This window comes from Zhihengliuella sp. (assembly GCF_031178195.1).
GTDB lineage: Bacteria > Actinomycetota > Actinomycetes > Actinomycetales > Micrococcaceae > Zhihengliuella.
On sequence record NZ_JAPSJL010000004.1, the window covers coordinates 121,360 to 138,401 of the forward strand.

15 protein-coding genes and 1 pseudogene are annotated in these 17,042 nt (G+C 69.7%); 10 read left to right on the forward strand and 6 right to left on the reverse strand.

Features of this window, described 5'->3' with window-relative positions; genetic code table 11:
- Window positions 1-78 precede the first annotated feature (78 nt).
- From RIN46_RS07895 to RIN46_RS07905, 3 genes are all read left to right on the forward strand, one after another.
- On the forward strand, window positions 79-1,227 hold the full coding sequence (locus tag RIN46_RS07895; protein ID WP_309081580.1) for a Gfo/Idh/MocA family oxidoreductase: 1,149 nt from the start codon (window positions 79-81) through the stop codon (window positions 1,225-1,227).
- Between the two features lie 71 nt (window positions 1,228-1,298).
- A complete protein-coding gene (locus tag RIN46_RS07900; RefSeq protein ID WP_309081581.1) occupies window positions 1,299-2,300 on the forward strand; it encodes a sugar phosphate isomerase/epimerase family protein in 1,002 nt (333 codons plus the stop codon).
- A 35-nt stretch (window positions 2,301-2,335) separates the two neighbouring features.
- Window positions 2,336-2,809 (forward strand): SRPBCC family protein, encoded by a 474-nt coding sequence (locus RIN46_RS07905; protein WP_309081582.1) that lies wholly within the window; start codon window positions 2,336-2,338, stop codon window positions 2,807-2,809.
- Between the two features lie 97 nt (window positions 2,810-2,906).
- On the opposite strand, the gene RIN46_RS07910 is transcribed toward RIN46_RS07905, so the two are convergent.
- The 3 genes from RIN46_RS07910 to RIN46_RS07920 all read right to left on the reverse strand — a co-directional run bounded on the left by RIN46_RS07910 (window position 2,907) and on the right by RIN46_RS07920 (window position 5,282).
- On the reverse strand, window positions 2,907-3,383 hold the full coding sequence (locus RIN46_RS07910) for a hypothetical protein (RefSeq protein ID WP_309081583.1): 477 nt from the start codon (window positions 3,381-3,383) through the stop codon (window positions 2,907-2,909).
- 228 nt (window positions 3,384-3,611) lie between these two features.
- Window positions 3,612-3,890: a PLDc N-terminal domain-containing protein gene (locus RIN46_RS07915; RefSeq protein ID WP_309081584.1), complete on the reverse strand. Its 279-nt coding sequence runs from the start codon at window positions 3,888-3,890 to the stop codon at window positions 3,612-3,614.
- Between the two features lie 15 nt (window positions 3,891-3,905).
- Window positions 3,906-5,282, reverse strand: a complete 1,377-nt coding sequence (locus RIN46_RS07920) for a TIGR01777 family oxidoreductase (RefSeq protein ID WP_309081585.1) — start codon at window positions 5,280-5,282, stop codon at window positions 3,906-3,908.
- A 68-nt stretch (window positions 5,283-5,350) separates the two neighbouring features.
- On the opposite strand from RIN46_RS07920, the gene RIN46_RS07925 reads away from it, so the two are divergent.
- Window positions 5,351-6,769: a deoxyribodipyrimidine photo-lyase gene (locus RIN46_RS07925; RefSeq protein ID WP_309081586.1), complete on the forward strand. Its 1,419-nt coding sequence runs from the start codon at window positions 5,351-5,353 to the stop codon at window positions 6,767-6,769.
- Window positions 6,770-6,863: 94 nt separating this feature from the next.
- On the opposite strand, the gene RIN46_RS07930 is transcribed toward RIN46_RS07925, so the two are convergent.
- Entirely contained in the window at window positions 6,864-8,279 is a 1,416-nt protein-coding gene (locus tag RIN46_RS07930; protein ID WP_309081587.1) for an FAD-linked oxidase C-terminal domain-containing protein, read from the reverse strand.
- Window positions 8,280-8,517: 238 nt separating this feature from the next.
- Between RIN46_RS07930 and RIN46_RS07935 the strand changes: the two genes are divergently transcribed.
- The 3 genes from RIN46_RS07935 (at window position 8,518) to RIN46_RS07945 (ending at window position 10,865) form a co-directional block, all read left to right on the forward strand.
- Window positions 8,518-9,717, forward strand: coding sequence for an aminotransferase class I/II-fold pyridoxal phosphate-dependent enzyme (locus RIN46_RS07935; protein WP_309081588.1), 1,200 nt, complete (start codon window positions 8,518-8,520; stop codon window positions 9,715-9,717).
- Complete coding sequence (locus tag RIN46_RS07940; RefSeq protein WP_309081589.1) at window positions 9,714-10,235, forward strand: GNAT family N-acetyltransferase; 522 nt, start codon at window positions 9,714-9,716, stop codon at window positions 10,233-10,235. Before RIN46_RS07935 ends, RIN46_RS07940 begins: the two co-directional genes overlap by 4 nt.
- Window positions 10,236-10,337: 102 nt before the next feature.
- Window positions 10,338-10,865: a hypothetical protein gene (locus RIN46_RS07945; protein ID WP_309081590.1), complete on the forward strand. Its 528-nt coding sequence runs from the start codon at window positions 10,338-10,340 to the stop codon at window positions 10,863-10,865.
- Window positions 10,866-10,884: 19 nt separating this feature from the next.
- Here the strand turns inward: RIN46_RS07945 and RIN46_RS07950 are convergent, their stop codons facing one another.
- On the reverse strand, window positions 10,885-11,337 hold the full coding sequence (locus RIN46_RS07950) for an SRPBCC family protein (protein WP_309081591.1): 453 nt from the start codon (window positions 11,335-11,337) through the stop codon (window positions 10,885-10,887).
- A gap of 81 nt (window positions 11,338-11,418) precedes the next feature.
- On the opposite strand from RIN46_RS07950, the gene RIN46_RS07955 reads away from it, so the two are divergent.
- Window positions 11,419-12,237, forward strand: a complete 819-nt coding sequence (locus tag RIN46_RS07955; RefSeq protein WP_309081592.1) for a CPBP family intramembrane glutamic endopeptidase — start codon at window positions 11,419-11,421, stop codon at window positions 12,235-12,237.
- A gap of 58 nt (window positions 12,238-12,295) precedes the next feature.
- Window positions 12,296-13,285 (forward strand): aldo/keto reductase, encoded by a 990-nt coding sequence (locus RIN46_RS07960; protein WP_309081593.1) that lies wholly within the window; start codon window positions 12,296-12,298, stop codon window positions 13,283-13,285.
- A 98-nt stretch (window positions 13,286-13,383) separates the two neighbouring features.
- Here the strand turns inward: RIN46_RS07960 and RIN46_RS07965 are convergent.
- Window positions 13,384-13,923 (reverse strand): annotated as a pseudogene (locus RIN46_RS07965) (SOS response-associated peptidase); the annotation flags it as partial.
- A 2,692-nt stretch (window positions 13,924-16,615) separates the two neighbouring features.
- Between RIN46_RS07965 and RIN46_RS07970 the strand changes: the two are divergent.
- A complete protein-coding gene (locus RIN46_RS07970; RefSeq protein ID WP_309081594.1) occupies window positions 16,616-17,017 on the forward strand; it encodes a DUF2695 domain-containing protein in 402 nt (133 codons plus the stop codon).
- Window positions 17,018-17,042 lie beyond the last annotated feature (25 nt).

A 17,042-nucleotide genomic window follows, 5' to 3' on the forward strand; every position in this document is an offset into this window, starting at 1 on the left:
GCTCCCGTCGATCCGTCCCGCCGTCGCCCCACGAACAGCTCCGCCAACAACCAGCCCCCCACGGGTGCAGGAGGAAAAATGCCGAACGAAGTACCGCCGCTGAGAGTCGCCATGATCGGAAACGGATTCATGGGGGCGGCCCATTCGCAGGGATGGCGGGTCGCGCCGCGGTTCTTCGACTTACCGGCATGGCCGGAGATGACGCTGCTCGTGGGCCGCGATGCCGGCCGCGCCGAGGCGGCGGCCGCCAGATGGGGGTGGCAGGAGAGCGCTGACGACTGGCGCAGCGCGATCGAGCGCGACGACATCGACGTCATCGACATCGTGACGCCCGGCGGCTCCCATGCGGAGATCGCCATTGCAGCCCTCGAGGCCGGCAAGCACGTCCTCTGCGAGAAGCCGCTGGCCAACACGCTCGAGGAGGCCGCCGCCATGGCCGAGGCCGCGGAGCGGGCCGGCCGGGACGTGTACGCCATGGTCGGTTTCACCTACCGCCGCGTCCCCGCCGCCACATTCGCCCGCGACCTCGTGCGGTCCGGCGCGATCGGAGAGGTCCGCCAGGTCCGCGCCGCCTATCTCCAGGACTGGTTGGTCGACGCGGAGGCGCCCCTGACCTGGCGGCTCGAGAAGGAGCACGCGGGCTCGGGCGCGCTGGGGGACCTCGGCGCGCACGCCGTCGACCTCTCGCAGTTCATCACCGGCCAGCGCGTCACCGGCGTCAGCGGCATCCTCAACACGTTCGTCGACGAGCGCCCGGTCCTCGGTGCCGAGTCGGAGCGCGGCGCGGTCACCGTGGACGACGCGGCCCTCTTCACGGGCCGCTTCGACGGCGGGGCCGTCGGCTCCTTCGAGGCGACCCGCATGGCGACCGGCCGCAAGAACTCCCTGCGGATCGAGGTGTCCGGGTCCGCCGGCGCCCTCTCCTTCGACCTGGAGGACTACAACTCGCTCGGCTTCTACGACGCCACCGCGCCCGGCACGCGGCAGGGCTTCACCGACATCATGGTGACCGAGCCCGAGCACCCCTACATGTCCGCGTGGTGGCCGACCGGCCACGCGCTCGGCTACGAGCACGGGTTCGTGCACCAGGCCAAGGACTTCGTCGAGGCCGTCGCCGCGGGCCGCCAGCCCGAGCCCTCCTTCGCCGACGGCTACCAGGTCCAGCGCGTGCTCGACGCCGTCGAGCGCAGCGCCGGCCAGGGCAGCGCCTGGACCACCGCCGGCTAGCCCTCCACCGGACACCACCCCAGTCACCCGGACGACAGCTATCAGGATCCACCGACGCGAGGAGCAACCGCATGGCACGCAATTTCACCCTGTTCACCGGCCAGTGGGCCGACCTGCCGCTCGAGGAGGTCGCACGCCTCGCCGCCGGTTGGGGCTACGACGGCCTCGAGATCGCCGTCTCCGGCGAGCACCTGGATGCCTGGAGGTGGGACGACGACGACTACATCGCCGAGCGCCTCGGCATCCTCGAGCGCCACGGGCTCAAGGTCTGGACCATCTCCAACCACCTGAAGGGCCAGGCCGTCTGCGACGACCCGATCGACTTCCGCCACCAGGCGATCGTCGGCGAGCGGGTCTGGGGCGACGGCGACCCCGAGGGCGTCCGGCAGCGGGCCGCCGAGGAGCTCAAGAACACGGCCCGGCTCGCCAAGCGCCTGGGCGTGGACACCGTCGTCGGATTCACCGGATCCTCGATCTGGCAGTACGTGGCGATGTTCCCGCCCGTGCCCGGCGAGGTCATCGACGCCGGATACCGGGACTTCGCCGACCGCTGGAACCCGATCCTCGACGTCTTCGACGAGTGCGGCGTGCGGTTCGCGCACGAGGTCCACCCGTCGGAGATCGCCTACGACTACTGGTCGACCGTCAAGACGCTGGAGGCCGTGGGCCACCGCGAGGCGTTCGGCCTGAACTGGGACCCCAGCCACATGATGTGGCAGGGGATCGACCCGGTAGCCTTCATCTCCGACTTCGCCGACCGCATCTACCACGTGGACTGCAAGGACACGCGGATGCGGATGGGCGGCGGCCGCAACGGCGTGCTGGGCTCCCACCTGCCGTGGGGCGACCCGCGGCGCGGCTGGGACTTCGTCTCGGCGGGCCGCGGCGACGTGCCCTGGGAGGACGCCTTCCGTGCGCTCGCGGCAATCGGCTACGAGGGCCCGATCTCGATCGAGTGGGAGGACGCGGGCATGGACCGACTGCACGGGGCCCCGGAGGCGCTGGCAGCGCTGAAGAAGCTGGACTTCCCGGCCTCGACGTCGTCGTTCGACGCCGCGTTCAAGCAGGACTGAGCGAGGACCGTCCGTGCGACAGTAGGCTCGGGTCCATGGAGACTGCGCCGCGCACACATTCCGCATCGATGCTGATCCAGGCCTCGCCGGAGGAGCTCTACGCGATGCTCTCCGACGTCACCCGGACCGGTGAATGGTCGCCGATCTGCCGCGAATGCTGGTGGGACGAGGGCGGCGGGCCCCGCGAGGGCGCCTGGTTCACCGGCCGGAACGTCCTCCCGGAGCGGACCTGGGAGACGCGCTCGCAGGTGGTCGTGGCCGAGCCCGGGCGGGAGTTCGCCTGGACGGTCGGGCAGGGGTTCGTCCGCTGGGGGTACGTCTTCGAGCCGGGCGAGCAGCCCGGGACGACCCGCCTGACGGAGACCTGGGAGTTCACGACCGCCGGGCTCGAGCGCTTCGCGGAGCGCTACGGCGACGAGGCGCCGGCGCAGATCGAGCAGCGGACCCGGGACGCCCTCGCGGGGATCCCGGAGACGCTCGCGGCCATCAAGCGCATCGCCGAGGGGTGACCGGGGCGCCCCCAGCGGAGCCGGACCTGTCAAGGCGGCGGACCGGCCGGGTGGCCTTCGTCTCCGCAGGCCGCGCCGGTCCGCCTCGCGCGGGAGGTCAGCCCGTGTACGGGTTGTCGATGAGACGCGACGTGCCCGTGTCCTTGTTGTAGTTCCTCTCGGCATCGATCTCGTGGACGAGGACCTGCACCCAGCGGATCCTCTTCCCGAACTGGTGGTACTTCTTGTTCCAGACGAAGGCGGTGCCGCAGCCGTTGGTGTCCTTTGCCCCATACACGGCGAACTGCGTCCCGTCCATGAACCGGATCCGAACATCCGTGTAGGCACCGAAACCGTCGCCTTTGCCGTTCGGTGCGCAGAGGTCCCGGACGCCGATATTGGCGGTGAAGGCGTTCCTCCCGTGGAAGGTGATTGTTCCCTTGGCGTGGGCATTGCCGTCGTTGGGCACGTATTCCGAATAGCCCGTCGACACGTTGAATCCGTACGTCTGGCTGGCGTGGGCCGGCACGCTGGCGCCGACCAGGAGGCCAGCGCTCATGAGCCCGACCAGGCCGACCTTCAGAAGTTTCCTCATGATGACTCCTCGATGTGATGCAGCGGTGCGGTGCACTGCTTCTGATACACCGAAAATTAGTCCCCTGGACGAAGGAAGGCCATGGGGAGGACTCCCCGCCGGAATGCGCCTGCGCTCGCACACGCGGCCTGTCACGCCGTGGGCTGGCGCGAGCGTTGAGCGCAGACCGTCCGGGTCCGAGGGGTCTTGATCGCCTTCACGGTCGTCTGCCGGCCGGGCGGGTCCTGATCAGCCGTCAGTCTCCAGATGCTCGGCGGCAGCCTCCTGCTCCGTCTGCGTGGCCGCATGGTCGAAGAAGAACCAGCAGAGTGCGCCGAGCACGGGGACGCACAGCACGACGACGACCCAGCCGAGCGTGCCCGTCGCGTCGCGGCGGTGCCGCGTTTTCTCGATCCGCACCATCGCGACGACGACGGCGACCACCCAGGCGGCGATGGCCGCCGTCAGCAGCCACTCGAGGGCCGGGTTGCCGGCAGGGGCGGCCGCAGCGGCGGAGTCGGTGAGCATCCCCGTAGTCTACGGTCAGCGCCGGCGCGGGTGGCGCCCCAGGACGTGCCGCAGCGCGGGCTCCAGCTCCGGCGTCCGGAACCGATGACCCGCCTGCCGCAACCGCAGCGGCGCCACGTGCTGGCTCGCCAGCGCGAGCTCCTCCGCCCCCTCGCGTCCCAGTACTACGGCCGGTGCCACGCCCGGCACCGGCACCAGGGCCGGGCGCCGCAGCACCCGGGCCAGGACCCGCGTGTACTCGCGGTTGCGGACCGCATCCGGTGCCACGGCGTTCACCGGGCCCGCGAGCTCCTCGTCCCACAGGGCGCGGTGGTAGACGTCCACCAGATCGTCCAGTCCGATCCAGGAGAGCCAGTGCATGCCCCCGGCGATCGGCCCGCCGAGACCGGCCGCGAAGAGCGGCCTCAGCACCGCGAGCTGGCCGCCCGCCGGGCTCTGTACCACTCCGGTCCGGACCGTCACCACGCGCAGACCGTCCCCGCCGGCGCCGCGCGCGGCGCCGGAGTGGGCGGCCGCCTCCCAGTCGGCCACCACGTCGGCGAGGAAGTCGGACTCCTCGGGGCCGCCGCTGTCCTCGGTCAGCAGCTTCTCGCCGCGGTCCGCGCCGTAGACGCCGATCGCGGACGCGCTGACGAACGTCCGCACGCCCGTGGCGGCCGCGAGGTCGGACAGGCGCCGGGTGGGATCCACCCGGCTGTTGCGGATGGCCTCCTTGCGCTCGGGAGTGAAGCGCCCGAAGAGCGTCGCCCCGGCGAGGTGCACGACGGCGTCGCACCCCTCCAGCAGGTCAGGGGCCGGGTCGGCGGGGTTCCAGCGGCGCTCGTCCGGGCCGTTCGGCTCACCGCGGACGAGCCGGACCACGCGGTGCCCGCCCGTGGTGAGGAATGCCGTGAGGGCCGTCCCGACCAGGCCGGACGCGCCGGAGACGGCGACGGTCAGCGGGCCGGTCCAGGCCTCGGCGGCACGGCGGTGGGCGGCGAGGTCGTCGGCGAGCTGGCGGTGCCGGTAGGCGAGCATGGACTCGAGCAACGGGGAGGGGACCGGCGTCTCGATCCGGTCGATCACGCGGGTGCGGTCCGTGCCCAGGGGCTCGAAGTCGTGCGTGTGGCGCCAGGGGAGCCGGCCGGCGGGGAGCGAGCGGCCGTCCGTGGCGACCGACTCGTCCACGAACCGGCGCCCCGGCACGTACCCGACCGACTCGTGCCGGGAGACCCACTTCAGGCCGGCGGGCAGGTTCAGCTCGGCCGTGCCGTCGCTGAGCGAGCCCGTCTCGGCGCGGACGCTGACGGGGAGCCACGGGGGCGTGAGTCGCTGGAAGGCGCCGGGCCGGGAGTACCAGGCGAAGACCTCGTCGATGGGTGCGTTGACTACGGAGGACCGTTGGATTGCCATGCTTCAGGTTCTCCCGGCCGGGCATTCGACGCAACACACGGCGGCCGGGCCGAGCCTACGATGAAGTCATGACCACCCTCGTCTGGTTCCGGGACGATCTGCGGCTCGCGGACCATCCCGCCCTCCATGCGGCGCTCGAGCGCGGCGGGCCAGTCCTCGGCCTGTACGTCCTGGACGAGGAGTCGCCCGGCGTCCGGCCGCTCGGCGGCGCCGCCCGCTGGTGGTTGCACCGCTCCCTCGCCTCGTTGGCCGAGCGGCTGCGCGAGCGTGGCTCGGACCTGATCCTCCGCAGCGGCCCGGCCGCTGACGTGGTCCCGGCGGTGGCAGCCGAGGCCGGCGCGGCCGTCGTCGTCTGGAACCGCCGGTACGGCGGCCCCGAGCGCGCCGCCGACGCGGCGGTGAAGGAGGCCCTGCGCGCGCAGGGCATTGAAGCACGGTCGTTCGCCGGCAACCTGCTGTTCGAGCCGTGGACCATCACCACCGGGCAGGGCGGCCACTACAAGGTCTTCACCCCCTTCTGGCGGGCCTGCCTGGAGCAGCCCCCGCCCCGCGCACCGCTGCCGGAGCCGCGGGAGGTGCCCGGACCGGCGTCGTACCCGGCGTCGTACCCGGCGACCGACGCGCTCGACGCCTGGGGCCTCCTACCCGCCGCGCCGGACTGGGCCGACGGCCTCCGCGAGGCGTGGGAGCCGGGCGAGCCGGCCGCCCGGCGACGGCTGCGGGACTTCCTCGCGGACGACGCCGACGCGTACGACCGGACCCGCGACCACCCGGCCAGGGGCACCACGTCGCTCCTCTCGCCGCGCCTGCGCTGGGGCGAGCTCAGCCCGCACACCGTCTGGCGGGAGGCGATCGCGTCCGGACGCAACGTGGGCGGCTTCCTGTCCGAGGTCGGCTGGCGCGAGTTCGCCTGGCACACGCTCTTCCACTTCCCCGCGCTGGCGGAGGAGAACCTCAACGCGCGGTTCGATGCGTTCCCCTGGCCCCGGCTCGACCACGATCGCCTGGCGCTGTGGCAGCAGGGGCGCACCGGGGTCCCGCTCGTGGATGCCGGGATGCGCGAGCTCTGGGCGACGGGCACCATGCACAACCGGGTGCGGATGGTGGCGGCCTCCTACCTGGTGAAGAACCTACTGATCGACTGGCGTCACGGCGAGCAGTGGTTCTGGGACACCCTCGTGGACGCGGACGCGGCGAGCAACCCGTTCAACTGGCAGTGGGTCGCCGGCTCCGGGGCGGACGCGGCCCCGTACTTCCGGATCTTCAACCCGGAGACGCAGGCCAGGAAGTTCGATCCCGAGCGCCGCTACATCCGCCGCTGGGCGCCCGAGTACGTGGACGGCGGCGGGCCGGTCCCGGAGCCGCTGGTGGATCTGGGCGCCTCGCGCCGGGCGGCGCTGGACGCGTACGACGTCGTCAAGGCGACGGCCGCTGCATCGTCGCGGCAGGGCCCGACGGCCCGTGCCGCGGAAGGCTCTGCCGACTGAGCGGCAGGCCCTACGTCAACGGGTACTGCGTCGACCGGGCCCTGTGTCGACCGGGCCCTGTGTCGACCGGGTCCTGCGTCGACCGGGCGGTCCGTCAGAGCGTTGCCCGTCGGCCCGCCGCGGAGGCGTCGGGGAAGACCTTGCCCGGGTTGAGGATGCCGGCCGGGTCGAAGACCTGCTTGATCCGGCGCTGCAGATCGAACTGCGCCTCGCCGAGCTCGTCCCGCAGCCACGCCCGCTTCAGCAGGCCGATGCCGTGCTCGCCGCTGAGCGTGCCGCCGAGCTCCAGCGCCATGCCGAACACCTCGCCGGCCGCCGCCCAGATGGCTTCCGGCACCTCGCCCGCACCGCCGTCGTACACGAACGTCGGATGCAGGTTCCCGTCCCCGGCATGGCAGGTGGTGGGGATGGCGACCCCGTACTTCTCCTCGAGGGCGCGCACGGCGGCGAACGCCTCGGCCATCCGGCTGCGCGGCACGGCGATGTCCTCCACCAGCAGCGTGCCCAAGGCCTCCAGGGAGGGGAAGGCGGAGCGGCGCAGCGCCACGAGCCGCTCGGCCTCGACCGGATCGGTGGTGACGTCCACGGTCCCGCCGGATTCTCGGGCGAGAGCGGCGATCCGCTCGGTGGTGGGCACGGCGTCGGACCCGTCGCACTGGACCAGGAGGTACGCGCCGCGGCCGGCGAGGTCCTGGCCGGTGCGCGCGGCGACGGCCTCCAGGGTGCGCTGGTCCATCAGCTCCATGATGGCAGGGACCAGCCCGGCCCGAGTCACCGCCGATGCGGCGCCGGCGGCGTCCTCCAGGGAGGCGAAGAACGCACCGAGCGTGACCGTCCCGCCGCGGACCAGTGGCTGGAGCTTGAGCGTGCACTCCACGATGACGCCCAGCGTCCCCTCGGACCCGATCATGAGGGCGCAGAGGTCGTACCCGGTGACGCCCTTGACCGTGCGGTGGCCCACCGAGAGCAGCGTGCCGTCGGCGAGCACGACCTTCAGCGCGAGGACCGCTTCCCGGGTCACGCCGTACTTGGCGCACAGCAGACCGCCGGCGTTGGTGGCGATGTTCCCGCCGACGGTGGAGATGTCCTTGCTGGCGGGGTCCGGCGCCCACCAGAGTCCGTGCTCGGCGAGGATCTCGTTGAGCCGCCCGTTGAGGAGGCCGGGTTCGACGACGGCGAGCCGGTTGTCCTCGGAGATCTCCAGGATGCGGTTCATGCCGGCGAGGTCGAGGACGATCTCACCGTCGCCGGCGATGGCCCCGCCGGCCAGCCCGGTCCCCGCGCCGCGGGTGACGATCGGGACGCCCGCGGCCGACGCGATCCGGCACACGGCCTGGACGTCCTCGATGCTCGTCGCGCGGACCACGGCCAGCGGTGGTCCGGCGGCGCGGTGCCCGGAGCGGTCGGCGGTCAAGGGCGCGAGGAGGGCCGGGTCAGTCTCCACGCGCCCGGGGAGGGCGGCGCGGAGGTGGTCGACGACGTCGTCGTTCGGGGCGGGCGTGGGAGGCATGCTGCGGTCCTGGTCGGTTCGGCCGACAGTCCGGCGGCGGCGCCGGAGAGCGGTGCGGTTGGTGTGGTCCGTTGATCGGAGACTACCTGTCCCGGCGCCCCGGGTGCTGGAGGCCGTCGTGCCGCCCGCATCGACGACGGCGTAGCACTCGGCCATCGCCCCGGTGTGAAATTCTGAGGTGAGAGCAGCGACGGCCCGGACTGCCGCTGCGCCAGCACCAAGTCTGAGGAGTCACGCCATGCCGCAGCCCGCGTCCAGTCGATCCCAGGTTCCCGGGTTCAAGGTCATGGAGGTCCTCCAGCGGGTCGCCGAGCTGCGCGAGGCCGGCCGTGACGTGATCTCCCTCTGCGCGGGCGAGCCCTCCGGTGGGGCACCGACGCCGGTGTCCCGCCGGGCCGCCGAGATCCACGCGTCCGGAACCGCCCTGACCTATACGCCGGCCCTCGGCGTCGCGCAGCTGCGCAACGCCATCGCCGGGCACTACCGCCGCTGGTACGGCCTCGACGTCGAGCCCCGCAACGTCGCCGTCACCACCGGGTCCTCCGGGGCGTTCATGCTCCTCTTCCTCACCGCCTTCAACCCGGGCGACCGGGTGGCGCTCGCAAAGCCCGGTTATCCCGCCTACCGCAACATTCTGAAGGCGCTCGGAATCGAGGTCGTGGAGATCGCCTGCGGCCCCGCGACCCGCTACCAGCCCACCCCCGAACTGCTCGACGCCGCCGCCGAGACGCACGGGCCGCTCGCCGGCGTCGTCCTCGCCTCGCCCGCCAACCCGACCGGGACCATGGTGGACCGGGGCGAGCTGACGGCCCTCGCCGACTGGTGCCGGACCAACGACGCGCGCCTGGTCAGCGACGAGATCTACCACGGCATCACCTACCCGGAGGCCGGCGCCGCCGACCCGCGCGGGGTCTGCGCGTGGGAACTGGACCGGGCGATGATCGTCATCTCGAGCTTCTCCAAGTACTGGGGCATGACCGGGTGGCGACTCGGCTGGGCGCTGGTGCCGGACAGCCTGCTCGGAGCGGTCGACGCGCTCGCCGGGAACGTGGCCCTCTGCCCGCCGGCCCCCGCGCAGTTCGCCGCCGTGGAGGCCTTCAGCGAGGAGTCCTACGGCGAGGCGGACGCCTTCCTCGCCGAATTCGCCGAGACACGGGACGCACTGCTGGCAGAGCTGCCGCGGCTCGAGTGGGGCGATGTGGCGCCGGCCGACGGCGCTTTCTACCTCTACGCGGAGCTGGGGGAGCAGCTGCGCGGCTTCGCGGACTCCGCCGAGTACTGCTCGGCGCTGCTGGAGGCGGAGGGCGTGGCCCTCACGCCGGGATCGGACTTCGACGACGACGGCGGCCGGACCGCCGTGCGCCTCAGCTTCGCCGCCGGACGTGAGCAGGTGCTGGCTGCAGTGGACCGGATCGTCCGCTTCCAGACGGCACGTTGAAGGCCAGGATCAGACCGGCCATCGACCAGGACCTGCCCCGCCTCCAGGACATCGAGATCGCCGCCGGGCAGGCCTTCAGAGCGGTCGGCATGGAATCCATCGCCGACGACGCGCCGCCGTCGTGGGCGGACCTGAAGGGGTATCAGGGTGACGGTCGCGCCTGGGTCGCCCTGGACGACGCTGACAACCCGGTCGCGTACCTGCTGCTTGAGATCCTCGGCTCCGCTGCCCACATCGAGCAGGTCTCCGTCCATCCGGATCATGCCCGGCAGGGATTGGGTCGGCGCCTGATCGAGCACGCTGCCGCCTGTGCTCGCGCACGCGGCCTCGTCGCCCTGACGCTCACCACCTTTGAGCACGTGCCCTGGAACGCCCCTTACTACGCGCGGCTTGGCTTCCGAACCGTGCCCGCGGCCGAGTGGAGCGAGGAGCTTCGCGCGGTCGTCGCCGCCGAGCGCCAGCACGGGCTGGATGCGTGGCCGCGCGTTGTCATGCGGCGCCGGCTGCCCGCGAGCTAGGAAGCGGGCTCGTGCCGCCGCGCCCGCCGCGCGGGACGTATCCTCGATGAGGCGCGCGGTGCCGTCGTACTGATTGAACTCTTCACCCCCAGGAGCGCACCCATGACCGAGGCCGGAACCCCGAGCGAGTCCACCGTGGACGACTCGAACGGCCGCTTCGCAGCTCGGATCCTGGCCGTCTTCGCCGTCGCGGCGCTGCTGACCTGGGCGCTGCTCGCGATGATGTGGTCGGGCACCGTGAGACTGCCGATCTCCGGCACCGTCGCGCAGCTCGCGGTGAACCTGCTGGTCGCCGCCGCGGTGTTCCTGCTCGTCAAGTCACGCCGGGACCTCGCCGGGGTCGCCGTCCTGCAATTGATCCTCGCCTTCGTGATCTCCCTCGTGGAGATCAGCGCGGGCAGCGTCTTCACCTGGTACCTCGGGGTCGGCCTGGTGGTCTGGGCCCTGAAGCTGCGGGACGTCCTCGTCGCCGTTGCGGCGGCCGCGGCCTTCACGGCGGTCGGGTTCGTCTACGCTTTCCCGACGCTCTTCGGCCTGGTGCCGACGGTGGCTCTGGTGGCGTCGCTCGTGATCGCTGCGACGGCGGTGGGCCGTTGGTTGCTGGCGCGCCGCACGGCGCGGCTCGGCTGAGCGGCCGAGGGCCGAGAGCCTAGCGTGCGCGACCGCTGACCAGGTACCGGTTCCGCGTCTCGATCAGCCGCTGGAGGTAGCGGCCCAGGAACAGTCGTTCGACCATCCGGCCGAGCACGCCGAAGGGCGCCGAGAACTCGACGCGGTCCACCATGAGCGTCTCCTCTCCGTCGCGGACGAACTCGTGGACGTGCCGGAAGCGGCGGAACGGTCCCCGGACCTGCTCGTCCACGAAGTAGTCGGGAGCCTCCATGGCGGTGATGCGGCTGGTCATGCGGATCGGGACGCCGAAGTGCCAGGCCCGCCACGTCACCTCCTCGCCGCAGGAGATCATCCCCGAGGTGGTCCCGGCGACCGCCCGTTCACGCGAGGAGGCCATGGAGACGGTATGGGCGTCGATGCTGCGCGAGAGGTCGAAGAGCTCCCGCACCGGCATGCTGGTCCGGGTCCTGCACTCGAATCTCACCGTCATGACTTGAGTCTCGCAGGTCAACCGCCGTGGTGGAGTCGGAGCGTGGTTCCGCTCTGGCCGCGCGCCTGACATTCTTTCCCCATGACGTCGACTACGGCCGAGCCTCTCCGTTCCGCGATCACCTGGAAGTTGCTGCCAGCCGGTCTGGTCTCCGCGTCCGCGATCCTGCTGTTCGGATTCGAGAACGACGTCGCGGGTTACGGGCTCCTCGCCGCTGGGCTGATCCTGGCGGCCTTCTTCGATCGCGTCCTGATCCGCGATCTGTCCCTGATCGGTGCCGGCATGGTCATCGTCAGCACGGTTCCGCTCAACGCCGACCTGAGCCTGTCCCACATGGCGCTCATGGGTGGAGCACTCGCCCTCGCCGTGGTGGTGCCGTGGGTGGTCCACCGGTTCGTCTACCGGGAGGAGGTCATCAAGTTCCCGGTGAACACCGGACGGAAGTGGCCGCTCGTCGGGAAGCTGTACCTGCTCGGCGTCGTCGCTCTCGGCTACCTCATCCTCCCCGTCTACCTGATCAGTACGGGCGTCTACCAGAACTGGCCGGACGCCTCCGATCCCACCATCTTCTGGCGGCTCTTCCTCGGCGTGAACGCCGTGGGGATCTGGGACGAGCTGTTCTTCATCTGCACCACCTTCACCCTGCTCCGGCGGCACTTCCCCGACTGGCTCGCCAACCTCCTGCAGGCCGTGATCTTCTCGTCCTTTCTCTGGGAGATCGGCTACCAGGCGTGGGGACCGCTGCTGACCTTCCCGTTCGCGCTACTGCAGGGCTACACGTTCAAGCTCACCAAGTCGCTGACGTACGTGGTCTCGGTGCATCTGCTCTTCGACTTCGTCCTCTTCCTCACCCTGGTCCACGCGCACAACCGGGAATGGCTGCCCATCTTCCTGTACTGATGACGTTCCTCGGCGGCGGCCCAAGGCGGAGGAGACAACCCGGCGGTAGGTTGGGAACATGATGAAACGAACTCTCGGACGTACTGGCCGCGACGTCTCCGTGATCGGCCTCGGAACCTGGCAGCTCGGAGCGGACTGGGGTGCGGTCGACGAGGAGCAGGCCCTCGCCGTGCTCGACGCCGCGCACGGGGCCGGTGTGACCTTCTTCGACACCGCCGACGTCTACGGCGACGGCCGGAGCGAGCAGCTGATCGGCCGCTGGCTGCGGGCCAACCCGGATGCCGACGTCACGGTCGCCACCAAGATGGGCCGCCGCGTCGAGCAGGTCCACGGCAACTACACCCTGGACGCCTTCCGGGCCTGGAACGACCGCTCGCGGGAGACCCTCGGCGTCGAGACCCTGGACCTGGTCCAGCTGCACTGTCCGCCGACGTCCGTCTACTCCGACGACGCCGTCTTCGACGCGCTCGACACCCTCGTCGACGAGGGGCGGATCGCGCACTACGGCGTCTCCGTCGAGACGGTGCAGGAAGCGCTGACGGCGATCGCCCGTCCGAACGTCGCCACCGTCCAGATCATCGTCAACGCGTTCCGGCTCAAGCCGATCGAGGAGGTGCTGCCCGTCGCCGCGGAGGCGGGCGTGGGCATCATCGCCCGCGTTCCGCTGGCCAGCGGCCTCCTGACCGGGCGCTACACGCTGGACACCCAGTTCGCCGCGGACGATCACCGCAACTTCAACCGGGACGGCTCCGCCTTCGACGTCGGCGAGACGTTCTCCGGCGTCGACTACGCCACGGGCGTGCGTGCGGCCGGCGAGTTCACGGAGCTCGCCCGACGCGCCGCCCCGGAGGCCACCCCGGCGCAGGTGGCCCTCGCCTGGCTGGCCTCGCGACCGGAGATCTCCTCGATCATCCCCGGTGCCAGGAACCCCGAGCAAGCGCGCGGCAACGCGGCTGCCGGTTCCCTCGAGTTGCCTGCCGAGTTCGATGCCGACGTGCGGGACCTGTACGACCGCGAGCTGCGCGAGGCCATCCACCCGCGCTGGTAGGGCCGGACGCGATGGCTGCGGCCGCCGTCGTCCTCACCGCGGGGACGGCGGCGCTGGGATTCGCCGGGGACAAGCGGCGGGTCGGGGACGTGGGCGGGAGGGATGATGACCGGTGTGCGGTCATGGATGTGTCCGAGAGCGTCGGTCGCGGGGCGGGTGAGAATCGTGGTGGTCATCAACCACTCGCCCTCCTCGCCGTCCGGTACCTCGGGGTCGCGCCAGAACTCGTACAGTCCGGCGAAGGCGAGCGGTTCCTCATCCCGGCCGTGGAGGTAGGTCGGGATCTTGGATCCCTTCTCGCCGGACCACTCGTAGTAGCCATCGGCGGGCACGAGCGCTCGGCGCTTCACCGCGGCCGAGCGGAACGTGGGCTTCTCCAGCACCGTTTCGGAGCGGGCGTTTATCGCCCGAGCTCCGTCGCTGCGTGACTTGGCCCAGACTGGCACCAGGCCCCACCGGGCCGTTTCCAACCGCCGGCCCGATGCTTCGCCTTCCGGGCCGCGCCCCGTCACGATCCGCACCTTCTGGGTCGGAGCAACGTTCCAGCTCGGCCGCAGGTCATCGCCCAAGACGTGCTCTACACCGAGGGCTGCCACCAGGTCTCCGGTGCTCCTGGCCACCACGAATCTTCCACACATGCGCTCAGCATCGCACTCAGGACGGTTTCCGCCCAGAGTCGACTGGAAGTCCGGAGGCCTAGTGACGCGTGGCAGTTGCTACCAGGCCGGGGATCGGAAACCGCGGACTCAAGCGGTTCTAGGGTGGATAAAGTGTGACGCTTCATCGTTTTCAGACGAGGCTGGTCGGATAAAGTGTGACACTTTCGATCGGAGCGGTGCCCCGCAGCCCGAAGCGACGCGGCAGGGAACGTCCTGCTGGACGAGAGCTACTTCTACTGCACCGTCGAAGCCGTCGAGTCCTGGGCCATTGCGGAGCGGCCCGCCAAGTAGCCGGCAGAGCCCTACCCGATCAGCTCCGGGCCGTCGTCGCGGGCGTTCCCCAAAGTTCTAAACCCCGGTATCGTCTGAGCATGAGAGTAATACCGACCGTGCATGCAGAGCCGGAAGGCTATCAAGATTGTCCGACTTATCGAGTCAACTTCTGGCAGCGGCGTCCGGGACGGGTCGCCTTCAGCCTAGAGGCGTTTGTTGTGTCGGGAGCATCAGATGTCAATCAGGTGAAGGAATGGATACGCACCCACGCCGCAGGGCGCTCTTATGAGCTTTTTGTTGAGGTAGGCGGAGGCGCGCCTGGTGATTTTCAGACGCCTCGGACGGGGGCCTTGATTCGCCTTGAAGGGGAAGATCCTAATTTGGGTGAGATGACGGAAATTGGGAGATTCATTCCCGAGTAGCACAAGGGGGTGGGGCCGGCAGCTCTGCCGGTCCCACCCCTGAGAGAACTGAAGGCCTAGTTCTTTTGATCTTCTCGCACAAAAGTAACTGTCATCAGGGATGCTAGGTCTGATTCTGGCTGGGTAGCAAGCGACGGAGCGTCACAGTTTACCGGGACGATGGAACCGTACTTTTTGTAGGTCGGGGGTCCGTCGAGTGTGTACCCGGGAGGGGGAGCGATTTCACCCATGCCCCAACCTCGGAAATATCCGGGGCCTTCGGAGCAACTGACGCCCTTGTTGGTGCTGATGTAGTACATGCCGGTATTTGATCTTGTGGGGCCGCCCCACTGCGTGGGGTTGGGGCTCGTGCGAATTAGCGAGTAGTGAATTCGTAGACTACCGGCATTTGCGTTGCACTTGATGCTGGCAGTGCCGTTGATTGTGCCGTCTACATGACCTGAGTCGTGTGGGTGGTGGACTCCGAGATCGCATCGAATGATGGGCGCGAGCTGCGCGGATTCAGCTTGCGTGATTGTAGATTTCTCGGCTGGCAGGATCGTCAGTTCTCCTGTCTCAGTCCTAAACACCTTATTTCCATTGTCATCTAACTGAGTCGTTACTTGTTCCTGGGCTGGCTGCCGCGCGGGTTCTTCTGCGAGACTCGGGGCGCTGATGGATGCCGCAAGTGTAATTGCGGCAGCTGAAGCAAGAATCTTAGACGTAAACATGTATACCTTCCCCCAACGTGGATGTGATACTTTCATCACACGGTATCTCTCGGGCTATGTCAAGATGTTTGGCGAGATTTTGCCCAATCATTCCCCTGCACCCTAGGGGCAGGCGAGAAACGACCGATCTAGTTATGGGTCGATCGGGTCGAGTAGAGGGCTATCCGAGTGCGGGGGAGGTTCAGGCGGATCGACGCGAGGCGCTGGGCTCCTGCCCAGGCGCGGGTGAGGGTCGTTCCGGTGGCCAGGGTGTCCAGCTCCGGGATGTATACGGCTCAGCGGCCCTCGGCTCGCTGTCGAACTCTGACTTTCAAACGGCGGGCTTCTGGGACGGTCGGCGCGGGGACAGTCATGGGCGTGTACTTCGGCAGGGGCTTCCCCCGGTCGATCCACTCTGCGAGTCTCTGGGGATCGTAGCGCCGTGCACGCTCGCCCGGGACATGTGGCGTGCGAAGGTCGGAGGGAGTGCCGTTGAGCCGGGTCATTGCCTGCCGGAAGGTGCTTGCAGGCATTCCCGCGAGTTGAGCAGCTTCTTTGAGTGACAGGGCGTCACTCATGACCGGCCCTTCCACTTTCGCGGCTGCTGCCCCAGCCCTCTCCCATCTTTGGCTAATGACATTAGCAAGAGCCAGTTGCCGTGTGTACGGGTAGTGAGCGTTGTGAGGTTCCCTGAACATGTTCGGGCAGGGTTGCCCAGAAACGACGTTTTCGGGCGCCGCGAGCGGCGCCGGGAGCGGCTGCGTGATTCGGGGCGTCTCCCATGTCCAAAACTCGTGACCGAAACGCAGGATGGTCAAAACAGGGCACCACCGGTTTTCGAGTCAACTGGAGGAGGCGTCGGCGTGGCGAGCGGAAAGTTCCTCTCGGTGGGCGAACTCTGGAGCCATGCCCAGGCCGAGCCCGAGCCGGACTGGCACGGTCTCTACGGTCATGTGGGGCTGCGAGGCACCGCGGCCGCTACGGCGGTCGAGTGCGCGCGACTGCGCGCAGCGGGGGAGCCTCTGGGGGAGTTGTGGCGGTTCGGCATCTTGCAGACTCTGGACTTCTACCAGTGCGCCCGTGTCTCCGAGGGCTCCTGCAGGAGCCCTCCAACGACTTGGAGCAGCGCGTCCATACTCCCTTCTTGTCAGGTGGCGTGCTGACGCCGGTTTGCCGTGCGTCCGGCGACGGGTGACTCGTCCTCCACAGGCCGCACGAGCACGACGGCGGTCCCCAGCGCCCCGCTCCGTCCTTCAGCGGGATGCGCCGGAGGGCGAGGCTCGGAGAATGTTCGACGACGACTCCAGCACACCGACCGATCAATTGCCCGCCTACGCGCCGCGCCTCGACCCGCTGGATCTGAGCGAGCCGCGCTTCCAGCCCCACGATCGCGAGTGCCTGGTCTGCTATCTCCAGCGGATGGCGCACTATGGCTGTGCCCGTCACCAGTTCACGCGGCACTACCAGCGGGTCTCCGCCCCTCGGGCCACGTCGCTCCTGGAACGGTTGCGCAGCTGGGGCGGATGCTGCTGCGAGTGCGAGATCTTCTGGAACGTCTACGTCCCGAATCCGGCGTTCGTAGAGATGGGCGAGGACGAGCACATGGCCTGGTCGCCGTCCTGTTTGAGTGTCCGGCGGGGCAGCAGCCGGCCGTGCGAGTTGTGGATCCGGCGCGGGACAGGGCAGTGAAGGGCGTATCTCTGCCTGCGGGGAG